Raw genomic sequence first — 14782 nt, 5'->3', positions numbered from 1 at the left:
CTGCCTAGAGCTCCTTGAGTGCCGTCGCGGTCTCGGAGAGGATTTCGTCGGACAGGCCCCCTTCGCCGATTGCTCGTGCCATGGTGAGGGCACCGACCAGTGCGCTGAGCACCAAACAGGCGCGACGTCGATCACCAGCGGCGTCCGTACTCGGCGTCAACCCGGCCAGAAGCTCGATGTACTGCTCGACCTGGCGTCCGTAGGCCGAGCGGGTTCGGTCATCTGCGCGCGAAATGTCCTCGGCCAACGCGGCCACCGCGCATCCGGCCTCGGGGTGGGCGCGGTGGGATGGACTGAGGTAGTCGTCGACGATTGCTTCGAGCGCCTGTCTGCCACCTTGGCCGGACGTAGCCACAGTCCGCGCACTTCCCTGAGCCAAGGCGCGTTCCACCGCGGCCCCGACCAGTTCATCTCGGGATTCGAAATGACGGTAGAAGCCGCCGTGCGTCAGGCCGGCTTCCCGCATCAGCTCCGCTACTCCGACACCGTCTATGCCACTGCGGCGCATTCGAGCCGCAGCGATGTCGACGATTCGATCGTGGCTTGCCGCCTTGTCAGCTTTCGAACTACCCATGAATGCACCTCCGGCCCCGATGCGACACCCGTTATTTGGTAACGATCCGGTTCAGGCGAACGTACGCCAAGGCTTCGCCCCCCCTCCAGGGGGGCGATGTTGGTGTCATCGGGTTTCGGCGCTGAGATTGCCGAGGTGATAACCCATGCGTGCCTCGAAGTCAGGACCCACTTCGTCGCGCTTTTGCGCTATCCGGGCTCCCCGCTTAGGGACCGTCGGCCAAGAGAACGCGTTGAGGAAAGCGTCCTGTGTCTCCATCAGGTCCTCAGCGGACGGCAGGGTTCTACGGTTGATCAGCCGCTTGGCCTCGGCGAGCGCAGGCTTGTCGAACGACGCGATGCGCCGAGCGAGGTTGTCGACGAAGGCGTCGAGCTCGTTATCGGGGAGTGCGCGGTTCACCCACCCATAATTCGCTGCCGTTGCTGCGTCGAAATCGTCACTGCCGAGGACGATTTCGAGTGCCCTGGCCCGCCCGACGAGGAGTGGTAGGCGCTCGGTCGCGCCACCGCCAGGGAACACGCCTGCCCCGACTTCGATCTGAGCGAAGATCGCGCGCTCCAGGCTGGCAAAGCGCATATCACATGCCAGAGCAATCTCGGAACCGCCGCCGCGCGTGCGCCCCCGAATCGACGCGATGGTCGCGACCGGGGAACTGGTCAACCGCGTCGTGGCATCGATGAACGTCGGCAGACCAGTCGGCCCCGGCGTCAGGGGAAAATCGGCGAACCGGGAGACGTCGTAGTGATTGACGAAGAAGTCCGGGTCAGCGCTATCGAACACGACCACCCGCAACGTGTCATCGGACTCGATGAGACCGACGATCTGCTGAAGCTCGATGAGGGTCTCCGGATTGCAAAAGTTCAACGGCGGATTGTTGAAGGTCACCCGCCAGTATCCCGGCGCTGCCTCGGTGATCGTGAACTGGGTCAATGGAGTACTCATCCGAAAGATTCCTTCGTTCTAGGGCGCTGAGCACCGGAGGTGTCGGGTGCGCAGACCATCTGGTCGACAACCACGAGGATGATGATCGTCATCCACAATAACGAAGATGACGCTCATCATCCTCATTGTCAAGAGGCGACCGCATCGAGGCTACCGGGCGATCGCTACGGGCGGCTGGGGAAGCGGAGCCGCTCAAACAACTCGGCGTCTCACTTTTGGAACGAGGGCAATTACACGGAACTGAGGTGGGGCCTCGCTTCGCTTTAGCCGAAGCTGGCTGGCGATGCGGTCGGCCGCTGGCGTTTTGGCACAGCCTAGGGGTCTCCCCGCAGAAGGGGGTGTGTCGGCGATCGAGGCGCCGACCCAGGGGAAGGCTTTCCCCTCCAGGCCTTCCAGATCGCGGCCCATAAACTTCCAATTAGCGGGCCATTGACTCCCAATCAGCCGAACCGATAGTTCCAATCTTCCGTCATCTCCGCTATTTCGTCGCGGTCGCCGAAGAAGGCAGTCTCACCGTGGCGGCCGAAAAGCGACTGCACACGGCGTAGCCTTCCCTGAGCCGGCAGATCCGGGACCTGGAATACGAAGTCGGCGTGCCGCTCCTGACCCGCAGCGTGCACGGCGTGCAGCTGACGGAGGCTGGCCGGGTCTTCCTCGATCACGCGCGATTGGCACTGATGCAAGCCGAAGCCGCGACCGAAGGCGCTCGGCGCGCGGCACAGCCGAGCAAGCCGGTGTTTGCGATCGGCTTCACCACCGGGCAGGAGGTCGACTGGCTGCCACGTGCCACCAGATTGTTACGCAACGAACTGGCCGACATCGAAATTCGGGTATCCAGCGATCATTCGGCGACGCTAGCGGAAGAGCTCGTACATGGCAGGCTGGACGTCGCATTCCTGCGCGGCGAAAAGATGCCGGACATTGAATTCAAGGTCGTGGCGCAGGAGCCGCTGGTCGCGGTTCTGCCCAGCGATCACAGGCTCGCGCAGCGAGAGACTTTCGATCCGAAGGATTTGGTCGGCGAAACCTATATCGGCATCTCGAAAGTGCCGCGTGTGCTGCGTGCGCTCATCGCCGATTATCTCGATCGCTGCGGCATCGAGATCACACCGGCGTTCGAGATCGACAACTGCGCTATGGCGGTTTCGCTCGTCGCATCCAACCGCGGCGTTGCGATTTTGCCAGCCTCGGCGAGGAATTTTCTGCCCTGGTCGGTCGTAAGTCGCCCCCTCGAAGGTGATGCGCCGACGATCGCTGTGACGGTCGGCTTCCGCCGAGACAATGCATCGCCCTGAAGACTTTTCTCTCGAGAATCGATGGCCTCAATGTTTCCTAACCTTCCGGCCGCACCGACACCGGAGGGCCTGAAAAGCGAAGGATCCCTGGCGTTTTCCGGGTCAAGTTGGCGTGATCCGGTTCGCAAAAGCCGCCTTGCGCCAACAGCGGCCGTTCCATATCGCTCATTCCGCGAATTGAGCTCTGGCGACGATTGGCCTCGAGCCTTTTTTGTTGAGACGAAAGCCGTAGAGAACCGCCGCTGAGCTTTCAAATTTGGCCGAGCCCAAGCAGCAAACGGTGACAACGACGGGCGCGATATTCGCAGCCTCCACCACTTCGATAAACGAGACAGAACGCCGCCTTCGTTCGAAGGAGCACAATCGCGCAAATTAGCGTAGTACACTGCGTTACGCGCGAGTGACTCAATGCACGCCAAGTTGCGACATCAGTCGCCCGCGTGCGCCTCTAAACCAGATCGGTACTGCATTTGATACTGCACGGATTCTGGCGACAACGCTTAGGTGTCGTCAGCGCTTCGCTTTTCGAGATGTCCCGGTCCAATCCATCATTGGAACGATCGATCTTCCAAGGCTGGGCTTCCCCAAAGACCACATGCAGAAGTTGGAAGCGTCAGCGCACAGATCGCAGTCGCGAGAGCGCGAGTGCCCCCCAGCCTTGCCTCGGTGTACTCCGCCCTTCGACACGCATTCGGAACTGATAAGCTTTCGGCATTTTCCTTATCAGTCCCGAACTGACTCCATTTTGTTAGAAACATTATCAGTCCAAGAACTGACTCCCTTAGCGACCAAACCTTGCCAGTTAGCAGGGCCTCTTCCATTCATCAATTTACGCTATCGATCGGGCATCCGTCGGCCGCTTTGTCGGTCAAAGTCAAGTTCTCTGCAAGTCGACGACTCCAGCGAAAGACACGCCCGCCGCTACTCCGGCAGCGGCGAAATTATCAGCAAGCTCCGCGCCAAACACGGGCGCTACGAGAGCCAGAATCTTGGCAAATCGACGACCTGCGTCCACGTCGTCATGCGGGTTCGGGCACAACAGGGTGATATCGCCTGCCCCCGGCATACGTTCAAAATCCGTCCAATCCGACGCCCGGGTGGGAAAAAGGACGAAGCCGCCCATCGGATGACATCTGATCACCTGCCCTTCGCTCGCCCACCCCAGTGTGCGCCTGTAACGCTCGACAGTGTGAGGCTTGGAGTCGCCCTTCGCCGGCACCCGCTTCCTCTTTCTGCCGCTGGGCTGGGCCGGTTCGGGATAAATGCCAATGAGTAGTGCTGCGCGAATTATATACCCCAAAAAAGCGTGCTTAGTCCGATCATTCAATGATCACCGAGTCAGGAGACGCCGGACGGAGTAGCAACAATGTGCAGTCAAAACTTTCAGTACGGCGGTCGCATCACAAATGTAGCGGAAGACTGGCGCTGGCAAGTTATAGCGCTCTATCCGAAACTGTTCGTACGGAGCTATCGCGGCGTTCCTTATTCGCCCGGCTTTCCTTCCTGTGCGGATGAGCGAGGCCGAGCTTCTCCAGATCCCGAATTTTGGGCGCAAGTCGCTCAACGAACTTAAGGAGGTCCTGGCCCAGATCGGGCTGCACCTCGGAATGAACCTGCCCGACTGGCCGCCGGAGGACATCGCCGCACTCTCGCAGCAGGCCGAAAAACTCCTCGAGCGCGTGGACGAACTCGAATTGTCCGTGAGGTCGGCGAACTGCCTCAAGAACGACGGGATCAACTACGTCGGCGAACTGGTTCAGAGGTCCGAGGCCGAAATGCTCCGGACGCCGAATTTCGGCCGGAAGTCGCTCAACGAGATCAAGGAAGTCATCGCCGGGTCCGGTCTACACCTCGGAATGGACCTGACCTCTTGGCCCGGAGCGCTCGCGGTCACCGGCTGAAGACTGCTCCGAGCGCGCGCCCATGAACCCGGAACGGAACCTGCGGAAGACGCTGACCGCCTTCACTCGTTTTTCCTGCCGGACCTGAGGCCGCTTGCCTCCGCGAACCCCGAGGCGAATCGAGCATTCTGAGCCTCTCCGCCGACCGGCCCCGCAGCACCCGCACAGCAACTCGCGCGCGGTAGCCGGAGAGCGCCTCGAACGGTCAGACAGTCGCGCTATCTCACGGCTTCAAGTTGACACGGGTGCAAGAGTGTATACGGCGTCCCTGGTTTTCCGAGCCCAGATTGGCCAATAGAACATCATAAGAACAAAACGATTTTATTCCGATCCGGTGGATTGTCTGCGTTGCACAAGGGCGGTGGGAATGAGCGATCCGCAGGGCAGAAGGCAAGGCCTTCCCGGGCGGCTCTGCTCGCAGGAAGCAAACTCCAGCGCTTAGTCTGCTTCTTGTGAATCTCCTTCAACCTGTGGTAGTCATTGGTCTTTCAGTCGGATTATTGCGCATGTCGCCTTCTCGTTTTTGGATGCTTCTTTTCGTTCTGTCGGTCGACATGGCGGCCGCCCAATCCCAGGAGAGGATGATGGCGCCGATTCCCTCTACGAACGGAGCCAATGTCCAGATCATTGGAGGCAAGCCCGCGACGAAGGAGGATTGGCCCGCTACCCTGATGTTCGACGGCAATCAAGGTCGATGTACGAGCACGATCGTGGGAACCTATGTGGTCTTGACGGCGGGACACTGCGTCGACGACAAATCGCCGGCCAAGCTACTTTGGGGAAATCGAACCACCGATCTTTTGTGCCATGTTCATTCGGACTATCGGGGGAGGGCATGCGCAAACGAGATCGCGCCACAAAAGCTGGTGGGCTGCACCGCTGACGTCGCAATCTGTATCGCTGCGAAACCTCTTTCTCCCGATGCCGCCAAATTCGAGCGGGTGAGAAGCAGTCCTCCTCTGGTATCCGCGAAGGACAAGATGTTCCTGCTCGGGTTCGGCTGCACGGAAGCTGATGGAAAAATCACCGAGGCCTTGCAGGAAGGCGTGGCTTCGGTCGAATGGCCTGCGCAGCCGGGCGCTTCCAGTGACCCGAGCCGCACGATGAGAGAATTCATCAAGACGGCGGGAGCTGCGGTCTGCCACGGGGACAGCGGCGGAGCGAGCTATTCGCCGGACAAGGCCAAGCCCGAAATGCTGGCTCTGGCGTCGCGTGGGAATCTCAGCACCGAGTCGTACCTCGTGGACCTCCGCACGCCGCAAGTGCAGACCTTCCTGCGAAAGGCGGGATCGTTCAGGTCGGACTTCAATCTGCCCGAGGGGGCCATTAAGATCTGCGGGGTCGATCCAGATGCGGAGAATTGTAGATAGCCTATCGATCGCGGCGGTCGCCATCGTGTGGTGTTCGGGATCCACGTCGCAGGCCGGCGGTCTGAAGATCGCCAACAGACCGAGCGGTATGGTAGCCGTCGTCCCTCGACCGACGGCCACGGATGTCGGTTTGATCAAGGGGGTGGCCGAACTCGGCGTGCCGCAGATCGTCGTCTTTCCGAAGGGAGCGGATATCGCTCAATTCGTTGCGGAAAAGTGCGGCCGACCGCCCGGCAACTTCAAGATTCACCCCGTATATGAGAAGATCCTGCTCGAGGGAAACGCCGGGCTGAGCAGCGGGGACCTCGACGCACTTCCCGAACAAAGAGCCCTGGAAATTCCTGCGTGCGGCAAGTTCATAGAGGACGTCACTTTGCCGGCGCCGAAAGGCGTGGAAAAGCTCGCCAAGGAACTCGCAGTCCCGTTCGACACCGGAGTGTTCGAGCGCGTCGTCAATGATCACAGCCTCAGAAGAGACGTTCAGCTGAACTACGCATCGGCGTTCACCGATAATTCGAAGAGCTATGAGACCGCCTGGAAAATGATCTGCTCTTCGACCCCTAATGCTTCCCTACCCGGAGACATTGCTTCCTGCCGAAACGCCATTCAGATCGCGGCGGCAAACCCCCAGATTACGAAGCCGAACATGGTAAAGGAAGTGACCGTGCCGGCGTTGACCCAACTCGCTACGGCGGGCACGGACGTCGAACCCAAGGACGGACGTATCGCACTCCGAATCGGAGTGTCGGAAGACACGGTTCGCGCGGCGTTTCCGCAGCTTCAGAGCATCGAAGGGCAACTGAAGTTCGTCACCGAAATCGAGGACGTGCAGCAGTTCGGCGAGAGCTGCTCGAAGGCGGCCGAACTCAAAAGTGATTCCTGGCCCTACAGCGTACGTGATTTTCTACGAGTAGCCAGCTTGAACGGAATAAATCAGGACCAGGAGGGAAGGCGTATCCTGATCGTTGATACCGGATTCGACTTCAGCGATCAGATCAAAACCGATTCTACGGGACTGGTCTTCGATCCATTTTACTTCCATCGATTGAACCAGATGATGGATCCCGATCCGCAACGAGACAAGAATGAAGACGGCGTAAAGGGGAATGGCGGGTGGGCCGGGGTCAATCTTAGCGGCGTAAACGGTCTCAGGTCCAGTGCCACTTCGATCGTCTTCAAGCATCGTTCGCACGGACTTTCGGTAGCGGCTCTAGCGCTCGGAGGCCGGCCGGTCGAAGAGTTGCGGCGCGTGGTGCACCTGCCGATGCGACTCGGGTTCGCAAGCCTCGTCGCACTCGATACGCTGAATCCGATCATCAACACGGGGCACATCGAAAAGGCGCTTAGGTTCGCGGCCGCCGCAGGCAATGACTTCAACGTCGTCAATTTGAGCCTTTCATCCACCGACAAAATTCCGGGATGGGATGACATCGTAAGCAACAAGGGGAAAGGGCGCGTCTTCGTCGTCGCAGCGGGAAACGACGGAAACAAGTTGGTGGGAAAGGATGCCGTATACCCGGCTGCGTTCGGCGGCAAGAGTGCGCCACTCGATACCACCTCAGGCGCCGTAGTTTCTGTGGGAGCGCACGATGCGGCCGGCAAGCTCGCGCTTTTCTCCAACAAAGGCCTGGCCGTCGACGTTCTGGCGCCGGGTTGCACCGTTCCGTCGTACGAATTGCGCCTTGATAGCGATGGACGTGCGATCGGCATCGTGGCGCGGAACGAGACCGGGACCTCGTTCTCGGCTCCGCTTGTCTCGTTCGTCGCGGCACTGTTGATGAACAGCCCCAAGCTTGCCGGGCGGCCAGGGCTCGTCAAGGCCCGCATACAAATGGGTTCGGACTACGATTGGGAACTTCGGGACGACGTTTACTCCTCCGGCATCTTAGATATCTCGAAGGTACTCAGCGTCGACAACGACCTATTAGAGCTTGCCGATCCCGGCGGCGCCAAATCGCGAAATATTCGCTATGGAGCGCTCATGAACCGATCTTCCATCGGCGAGGTCGAATGCCGCGCGGGAGACAAGCTAGGTTTCGATACCATTAGAAAGGTCGCCAGAAACGGTACGAATGATCTCCTAGTGTTCTCGAACGACGATGACACAAAACCGTCCGGCCTCGAAAGGAAGTTCTGCGACAAATCCATGCTCGACAAAGTCGTCTTCGAGTTTCGCGATGTCGAAACCGGAGAAACCAGTTCCATTGCGGGTAGCGCGGTGCTCGACTACGTTCCTGCGCCTTGAGCTATTGCCCGAGAGGAGCACGAAGTGCGTCGAGGTGCTGATTGTTGAGCTGACGAATCTGTTCCTCGCTTGGCTTGACGGTACCCGGCACCGCCGGCGCCCCCAAGGCGATGATAAGAGTATGAGTGTTCGTTCTCGAAGCGGCGGCGAGGTTACCGGCATTCGATGGCCCCTTGAAACTGACCAAGCTCCAATTGGGAGCAATATTCGCATTGCTCAGTACGACGAACTGCACCTGATGCCCGATCGAATCTATCGGCGGATCATGAGGCAGCCCCTCGAGCGCTGACGCCACGTCCTGCTTGGCCTTTGCCGCTTCGTCGTTGGCGTCCTTTGCGGCCTGAAGAAGGCCATCCAACTCCGTATCTTTGGGATCGGCGGCTTTGGCGTTCTTGTAGGCGACCGTGGCTTTGCCGAACTCGGCGGCTGTTTTCGCGGTCGCACGGTTTACGATGAAGGCTTCGTCGTACGCGATCTGTATGTCCTTGAGGTCGGCGCCTGAATTCACAGCTTTCGCATGGTCGTCCACGGCCTTAGCATGGTCTTTCACCACGCCGTCCCAGAACTCCACCAGCGCCTTCTTCTGTTGGAGGATCTGCTTCGGAGTTTCCGCTGCAGCGACTGGGACCGGAGGAGCGGGAAGTGACTTTCCATTGGGAGGCGGATGATGTCCGATTCGCAGCTGAGAGTTTGCGACGGGCGCCAAGGCGGACGCGATCCATTCCTGCAATCCAAGCCTGCCATAAAGATCAGGGGCATTAGGTAGATCGCAGGCCAGATGGCTTCTTTCCGCTCTCAACTCCTTGAACGCGACGGTGAAACTGAGGCTTTCGTTGCGGATCGCCGTCGTTGCCACGCCGCCGCCCCCGGAGACTCCGAACATCTGCCCGAACGTACCTATTCCCGTCAGTACGGCCGGAGGCATTTGATGAAGTACCGCTATGCTCGGGGTGAGCGAGGCCTGATTGTTCGTTATCAAGGTCAGGTCCACCTTGGCGGTCCAGTCACGCATCCATTGATAGCGACCCGTCGGGTACGGCGGCTGCGGGTCCGGCATGGCGAAGGCGAGTTCGCACTTCACGCGCTGGACGATATCCGAGATGGAGACGCCATCCTGCTCGAGCTCCGGTACCGTCGCGCAGCCCATCAATGCGGTCGCACTGAACAGCGAAACCGCATTCCACAAGGTTCTTCGCATTTGAGCCCCCTGCAGCCCCCGCTGCTTTCATCTCATTTTTTCGACATATCTTCGGCAACCATGAGATAGAGCGACGTTGTGCCCTGGTCGGCGATAGTCAATCTCACTTCGAACGTGTCCTCTTTCGCCGGTGCGGTCAGCACGCCACGGAAGCTTAAACGATGATTGTCGAGATCTTCCGCAGAGCTTGCGTCCAAAACAGAGATCCGGTCGACGGCCGCATCGCGGACGATTTCCACGATTGGGCTGACGGCGCCTACGGCCGTGCTTTCTTCAAAAGTCAACTCAACCAGGACTTCGGTGTCCTTGCCGGGAGCCACAATGGGCGGTTCGATTCTTGCGCGAACTTTCGAAAGATGACGGACTCCGGCCGAAGTCATCACTTCGCCCAATGTGGCCGCCGCGACCGGTGGGGCGACGCCCGGCACAAGCTCGCGTGCTATCCTGCTTCTCACATATTTGTCGGCGAAGATGGTCGAGTGCTCTACGAAGGAGGGGTCCGTGCCTTCCAGATTTTTGAATGAAGCGGCCGCGCTCCAGATCGGGACTGTTCCGTCCCCTCGGCTGCTGGTGAATGTCCAATGGTCAGGACTAGACGCTCGGTCGGCAGTGTATAGCCACAACTTGGTGTCGAGGATGTCGCCCGTAACCTTGATCTCGGGGACCGCCGGAGGTCTCGCTATGATCGAACTCAGTCTACGAGCGCTCGCGAGGCCGTCGAGTAGTACCTGCCGGCGCGCTCCGCCTGGGCGGTATTCGTCAGGAAGCCATCCGCTCTTCCAGTTGTTCGCATCGAGAATATCGAAGGGGGAGAACTTCTCCTTCGTTCCTTCTCTGCAGCAGTCAGGGTAGGCGGGAAACAATTCGTAGATGGAGGGGAAGGAAAGCGTCACGCGTCGGATCGTCGGCAAGCCACCAGCCACCACATTGGCGAAAGAGCCCCATCCATTCGAGATCGTGTCGAGAGAGTTCATGCTTCCAAGAAACGGCGTGCCCAAATAGATCACCTTGTGCACCTTGCCGGTGCCGCCGTGTTCGGCCACCCAAATCCTTGTGACCAATCCGCCCATGCTGTGAGCAATGATATCGAAATTTCCGTCTCGCAAGGCCGGGGTTCCGCTCACGAACTCATCGAGCCGCTTTGCCGTCTCGAAGTTGCTCAGGCGCCAATCGTACGGGAAACGAAAGAGGGTCTTGCCGTCTTCGAAACCAAGATCTTTCAGGAGCTCCAAAAGATCGTCATATTGATGGATCGTCCAAAAAGGCCCCAGCACGTTGATGCTGGAAACGAGGCCAGATGCCTTCAGGCCCTTGCCGTTGCTGTTGGGGAGCACGTCAAGGCCTGAATAGTTCGACAACGAATTCCTATTTCCCCAAATCACGTTTCCCGAACCGTCGCTGAGTTCGGAGCCCAAAATTCCGGGAATGAACAAGAGGGGACGCTGCGGGCCGTCGGCTTTGGAAGCCGACCCAATTCCAAATACGAACACGCAAACAAACGCCAAGCGAAAAAATCGAAGAATGAACATCGATCAATCCGATTAAATCCTTGGATGCAATGTAGGGCCTTATTCTACCTCCAGCATAGTACAGAAAATGTGTCCTGAGAAGCCAGGTTGTACGTTACATCTGCTAAAACCTGCGTTCGCCCATGTCAGCGATCGCGGACGGTTGCGGGACCACGAGCCCGCGCGGCTGGAAGCCGGACCTAACTCGCCGTTTCCTCCATGAGGTCGTCCTCGGCCAGCCTGGTCTGGAGACTGAAACTGACAAGCCTAGCGCTGCGGTAGCGGAATTTCGAACCTCTCATCACCAGACACTTCAGGCGCCCGGCGGCCAACACCTGCAGGACCGACGGCAGCATGTCGGACGGGATCGAGAGGCGCGCTTCGAGCCTGTCCGGATAAGATTCGATCGAGCCCACTGCGATCGGCTTGAAGTCCTTCCGCCGATCCTCCATCAGGTTCGTCGACGGAAAAAGCGATGCCGTGGCCCGATCGGTCTGCAGGCCGGTCGGCCGCAGCAGCCGGCCCTTCAGCTCCACGTCCCGGTGATCGTGATAGGGATCGAACGCGTTTCGAACCGTGTTCAGCGCCAGCCAGTAGCTGAAATCCCAGCTATCGATCTCGACGACGTAGTCGAGTATCTCCTCGGGCGGCTTGCGCCGCCGCTTCGCTTTCCTCGGCGCCTTCTTCGGTTCGGTGACCATCTCGCCGCATCCTGGGCGCAGCGAGGCTATCCGAGTCGTGGCCCGGGTGAGAAGCCGCCTAGGAGCCGTCCGCCGCCGCGACCTTGCGAAGGACCGCCAACCGGCCGCGCGGCCCGACCAGGTCCGGGGCGGCGACTTCGAATTCCGCCCGGTCCATCTTCGCGAAGCCGTCCCACCACTCCGCCGCCCATCGCTGCTCGATGACGTTGCCGAGCACAAGAACGAACTGCGTGGTAACGACGTCGTTCTCGCGGAGCCGGTCGCGCAGCACGGGCACCGTCCCGGCCGCCTCGCCGATGGCAGCCGGCCGCGAGGACTCGTCCTGCAGCGCCTCCCGGATTTTCTCCTCAATGAAGTCCAAAAAGTCGAGGACGAAGGCGGAAAATTCAGCGCGTCGGCCGGCTGTCACGGCTTCCTGCGTTGGTCGCGGGCCGGAGCGCGGTGTAGCCGCCGAAGGTTATTCTTCGCGACGCTGCGCAGCGGTGTGCCGACCGGTGTCCAATCAACTCTGGGCGGTGAAGCGGAGGTGAAAGCGGGATCGACCGCTCATTAACCGTCAATTCAACCGGGCAGCGAGGCGCGCAAGAAATCAACGACTTTAGGGGCCTGCATCTGTCCGCCATGTGCTACGCCAATCAAGATGACCCTCAGTAAGCCCGTCAATGGTGAACGCCGAGGCCGGATTTGGCAAATCGAGATCACAACCCTCGACGTGCATGGCGAACCATTCTTGGCGATTGCGGTCGACCGCTATTCGCGGCTCGCTGTAGCATCCGCGGCGTTCGAAGCACCCGGGGATATCCAGGCGATGTTGGAGAAAGCCTGCGCGGATTCGGGATGCCCAGATGAAGCCTGGATCGATCATGGCTTCAAATTCTCCTCAGCGGCGATCGAGGAATGGGGCACGCAGCACTCCGTCGCGATAGTCTGGACCTCGCTCAGTAGAGAGCACGGCGACTGACCTGGGTTGAGAGTCGTTTCGACTACTCCCCACTTCATCGACACGGCCCCTCGAGGGGGCGATATCTAGTGGGTCCGCCGACGGTAGGCACCCAACATCCAGCATATTTTGTAGATCGACTCGCGACTCTTTGGAATCGCGTCAAATCGACTCAAGATTCTTTGGTTTATCGACTCATGAATTTTTGGTGCCGTATACAGAATCAATGACTTAGCCGACTCGTTTCTATTTGGTCCCGACATTTGGCCCGCCTTCCCGCTTCGCCCTTTCGTCAACCAACGAGACAACCAATCCTACGTTCTTGCTCGATACCGAGTGCGTTCCAATGGTGCTCGCGCCGCCACGCCGGCCTCGGATGCCGATCAACGAAGTGAAGAATGATTGCGGCGGCCTCGAACTTCTCGATATCGCGATCCACGGGCCGGAATCCGACCATTCGGGTTTATCTTCAGATACTCACCGCGATCGGTGCTGAAAGCTGTGGTGCTGAGCAACGCCAGGCATTGCCCCATAAGCTCTGTTGGGCCCAAACCAGGGAGCCGCGCCGCCGGGGAGTTCGAGGCCCATTCTGCCTGCTGGCGTTAACTCGCAGTCGTTCAACACATCCCTATCGGGATATTGCGCCTGAAACGAAGCTGGATTTTGCGTAGCCCAGGTCGGGCACTGGGCGCTTGCAGAGCTTATCGCGCCAATCGACATAATTGCTGCAATAATGGAAGTCCTGAATCCAATCATAGTCGTGCTCCGAACGGTTGTCGTTTCGTGCGGAGCATTCGCGCTGGCCAGAATCGGCTGCTCTGTCGAAAGCGTTTCCTTCGAACTTTTTTTGGACAGGGATTAGGTAGGTACGCGCTTGAGAAAAGACACGCAGTGGAAAATCACAGCTGCGCGAACGGCAAATCGGTACGCTCACCGTTGCGTGACACGCATGTCTGCGTCGGGATTACGGTGACAGTGCAGTCAATGAACCCGGCTGCTTCGCGGGTTCGAAGGCTCATGAATTAAGTGCATTATCTCTGGAATATGTAAGCTGGATGGCGACGACCTGCTGACGCTCTTCGAGCGGACGTAGAACCAGGCCTCGATGACGGCTTTGCCGCGCCTTTGCGCGAGGTCGCGTTTGACCTGCAGCAGCCTCTGGCCAGCGAAAGATGACCTCAGCTGGGGAAGCAGCACATCCCACCGAATGGTTCGAGCAGCGCTCAGGACGGAGACAAGACCCAAAGCCATCAGCAGCATGCCAAGCCAGGTCCAGACCCATCCGTCATCGTCCGCCTCGGCGGTGGAAAGTGCGAGCGGCATCGTCGCAGCGGCAACAACCTCGCTGGCGGCCGGCGTCGCCGCCAGGAGTGCCTCAACGTCGACCTGGCGCAGCGCGATCTCGTCGGCCGTGAGCCGGTCGCGTTTGGCAAGGGGGACCGGCGACGCGCGGCTTGCGATCCCGGCGAGGACGGGACTGGCATCGACCACCTGCACGGGCACGGAAGGGCTCGGCCGGGACGTATCCGCAGGCGCGGAGCGCGGCAGCTCCGCGCGCGCATCCACGCCCGATTTCCGCTTGCGCGCCGCGGTCTGGTTCTCTTCGGCCGTGGCGACACGCTGTTTGGTGGCGCGTTGCTGAACCAGCTTCTTCGCTGTTTCCGTTCCTTTGGCGATCTGGAACCAGCATCTGCGCTGGCCTTCCACCCGATAGACCCAGTGCTGGCCATCGGCGCTCGGCTTGCCGGGCCGCGTCAAGCACTCCGCTTCCGCGGAAGCGGGCGCAGGGGCTGTGGCGGGACCGGCATTGAAGAGTTCGGAAAGGGGAGCCGAAAACGCGGATGATGTCGACAGACCCGCAAGAAACGCAAAAGCGGCGTAATAAACTCGCAAATGACCGGACATGAAAAACCCCGGTGTTGCGCCCCCTGCCCGGACGGGAGTTTTGGCCGTGACCTGGGTCGCAATGCGACTTAAATCAGGCAACGCGGTGGATTCATTTTGGCCGCAGGCGAGATGCAGGCGACGATCCAGGCGACTTGGCCGTCAGCTCGATTGTGCATTTTCGCCATCCCCTCAAGGTCGCACTTTCAAGCATTGGCGCGCGC

General features: G+C 59.7%; 12 protein-coding genes and 3 pseudogenes. 7 read left to right on the top strand and 8 right to left on the bottom strand.

Going from position 1 to position 14782, the window contains the following annotated elements; genetic code table 11:
- Positions 1-4: 4 nt before the first annotated feature.
- On the bottom strand, positions 5-574 hold the full coding sequence (locus AAFG16_RS07705; protein WP_342738447.1) for a TetR/AcrR family transcriptional regulator: 570 nt from the start codon (positions 572-574) through the stop codon (positions 5-7).
- A 105-nt stretch (positions 575-679) separates the two neighbouring features.
- Positions 680-1504 carry an enoyl-CoA hydratase/isomerase family protein gene (locus AAFG16_RS07700; RefSeq protein WP_342738445.1) on the bottom strand — a complete coding sequence of 275 codons (825 nt, stop codon included), beginning with the start codon at positions 1502-1504 and terminating at the stop codon, positions 680-682.
- Between the two features lie 527 nt (positions 1505-2031).
- On the opposite strand from AAFG16_RS07700, the pseudogene AAFG16_RS07695 reads away from it, so the two are divergent.
- Both AAFG16_RS07695 and AAFG16_RS07690 read left to right on the top strand, forming a co-directional pair.
- Positions 2032-2103 (top strand): annotated as a pseudogene (locus AAFG16_RS07695) (hypothetical protein); the annotation flags it as partial.
- A gap of 6 nt (positions 2104-2109) precedes the next feature.
- Positions 2110-2811, top strand: coding sequence for a LysR substrate-binding domain-containing protein (locus AAFG16_RS07690; protein WP_342740867.1), 702 nt, complete (start codon positions 2110-2112; stop codon positions 2809-2811).
- Positions 2812-3685: 874 nt separating this feature from the next.
- Here the strand turns inward: AAFG16_RS07690 and AAFG16_RS07685 are convergent.
- Positions 3686-3934, bottom strand: coding sequence for a hypothetical protein (locus AAFG16_RS07685; RefSeq protein ID WP_342738443.1), 249 nt, complete (start codon positions 3932-3934; stop codon positions 3686-3688).
- 382 nt (positions 3935-4316) lie between these two features.
- Here AAFG16_RS07685 and AAFG16_RS07680 point away from each other — a divergent pair.
- The 4 genes and pseudogenes from AAFG16_RS07680 to AAFG16_RS07665 form a co-directional block, all read left to right on the top strand.
- A pseudogene (locus AAFG16_RS07680) lies at positions 4317-4475 on the top strand (DNA-directed RNA polymerase subunit alpha C-terminal domain-containing protein); the annotation flags it as partial.
- Positions 4476-4478: 3 nt separating this feature from the next.
- Positions 4479-4712, top strand: a pseudogene (locus AAFG16_RS07675) (DNA-directed RNA polymerase subunit alpha C-terminal domain-containing protein); the annotation flags it as partial.
- 584 nt (positions 4713-5296) lie between these two features.
- A complete protein-coding gene (locus AAFG16_RS07670) occupies positions 5297-6082 on the top strand; it encodes a S1 family peptidase (protein WP_342738441.1) in 786 nt (261 codons plus the stop codon).
- Complete coding sequence (locus AAFG16_RS07665; RefSeq protein WP_342738439.1) at positions 6063-8327, top strand: S8/S53 family peptidase; 2265 nt, start codon at positions 6063-6065, stop codon at positions 8325-8327. The genes AAFG16_RS07670 and AAFG16_RS07665 overlap by 20 nt, the downstream gene beginning before the upstream one ends.
- Before the next feature lies 1 nt (position 8328).
- Here the strand turns inward: AAFG16_RS07665 and AAFG16_RS07660 are convergent, their stop codons facing one another.
- The 4 genes from AAFG16_RS07660 to AAFG16_RS07645 all read right to left on the bottom strand — a co-directional run bounded on the left by AAFG16_RS07660 (position 8329) and on the right by AAFG16_RS07645 (position 12143).
- Positions 8329-9525 carry a hypothetical protein gene (locus tag AAFG16_RS07660; protein ID WP_342738437.1) on the bottom strand — a complete coding sequence of 399 codons (1197 nt, stop codon included), beginning with the start codon at positions 9523-9525 and terminating at the stop codon, positions 8329-8331.
- A gap of 32 nt (positions 9526-9557) precedes the next feature.
- On the bottom strand, positions 9558-11054 hold the full coding sequence (locus tag AAFG16_RS07655) for a hypothetical protein (protein WP_342738435.1): 1497 nt from the start codon (positions 11052-11054) through the stop codon (positions 9558-9560).
- A gap of 179 nt (positions 11055-11233) precedes the next feature.
- Entirely contained in the window at positions 11234-11734 is a 501-nt protein-coding gene (locus AAFG16_RS07650) for a hypothetical protein (protein WP_342738433.1), read from the bottom strand.
- A 58-nt stretch (positions 11735-11792) separates the two neighbouring features.
- Positions 11793-12143, bottom strand: coding sequence for a hypothetical protein (locus AAFG16_RS07645; protein WP_342738431.1), 351 nt, complete (start codon positions 12141-12143; stop codon positions 11793-11795).
- A 231-nt stretch (positions 12144-12374) separates the two neighbouring features.
- On the opposite strand from AAFG16_RS07645, the gene AAFG16_RS07640 reads away from it, so the two are divergent.
- Entirely contained in the window at positions 12375-12695 is a 321-nt protein-coding gene (locus AAFG16_RS07640) for a transposase family protein (RefSeq protein WP_342738429.1), read from the top strand.
- A 960-nt stretch (positions 12696-13655) separates the two neighbouring features.
- Here AAFG16_RS07640 and AAFG16_RS07635 read toward each other — a convergent pair.
- Positions 13656-14579 (bottom strand): hypothetical protein, encoded by a 924-nt coding sequence (locus AAFG16_RS07635; protein WP_342738427.1) that lies wholly within the window; start codon positions 14577-14579, stop codon positions 13656-13658.
- Positions 14580-14782: the final 203 nt, after the last annotated feature.

Source organism: Bradyrhizobium sp. B117, assembly GCF_038969555.1.
In the GTDB taxonomy this organism is placed as follows: Bacteria; Pseudomonadota; Alphaproteobacteria; order Rhizobiales; family Xanthobacteraceae; genus Bradyrhizobium.
This window is presented reverse-complemented; position numbering and strand designations above follow the sequence as displayed.

What these genes read in the sequence shown, in the direction of transcription:
- AAFG16_RS07705 (WP_342738447.1), bottom strand. Translation starts at nt 574, where the DNA reads ATGGGTAGTTCGAAAGCTGACAAGGCGGCAAGCCACGATCGAATCGTC.
- AAFG16_RS07685 (WP_342738443.1), bottom strand. Translation starts at nt 3,934, where the DNA reads ATGGGCGGCTTCGTCCTTTTTCCCACCCGGGCGTCGGATTGGACGGAT.
- AAFG16_RS07670 (WP_342738441.1), top strand. Translation starts at nt 5,297, where the DNA reads ATGGCGCCGATTCCCTCTACGAACGGAGCCAATGTCCAGATCATTGGA.
- AAFG16_RS07665 (WP_342738439.1), top strand. Translation starts at nt 6,063, where the DNA reads ATGCGGAGAATTGTAGATAGCCTATCGATCGCGGCGGTCGCCATCGTG.
- AAFG16_RS07660 (WP_342738437.1), bottom strand. Translation starts at nt 9,525, where the DNA reads ATGCGAAGAACCTTGTGGAATGCGGTTTCGCTGTTCAGTGCGACCGCA.
- AAFG16_RS07655 (WP_342738435.1), bottom strand. Translation starts at nt 11,054, where the DNA reads ATGTTCATTCTTCGATTTTTTCGCTTGGCGTTTGTTTGCGTGTTCGTA.
- AAFG16_RS07650 (WP_342738433.1), bottom strand. Translation starts at nt 11,734, where the DNA reads ATGGTCACCGAACCGAAGAAGGCGCCGAGGAAAGCGAAGCGGCGGCGC.
- AAFG16_RS07640 (WP_342738429.1), top strand. Translation starts at nt 12,375, where the DNA reads ATGACCCTCAGTAAGCCCGTCAATGGTGAACGCCGAGGCCGGATTTGG.
- AAFG16_RS07635 (WP_342738427.1), bottom strand. Translation starts at nt 14,579, where the DNA reads ATGTCCGGTCATTTGCGAGTTTATTACGCCGCTTTTGCGTTTCTTGCG.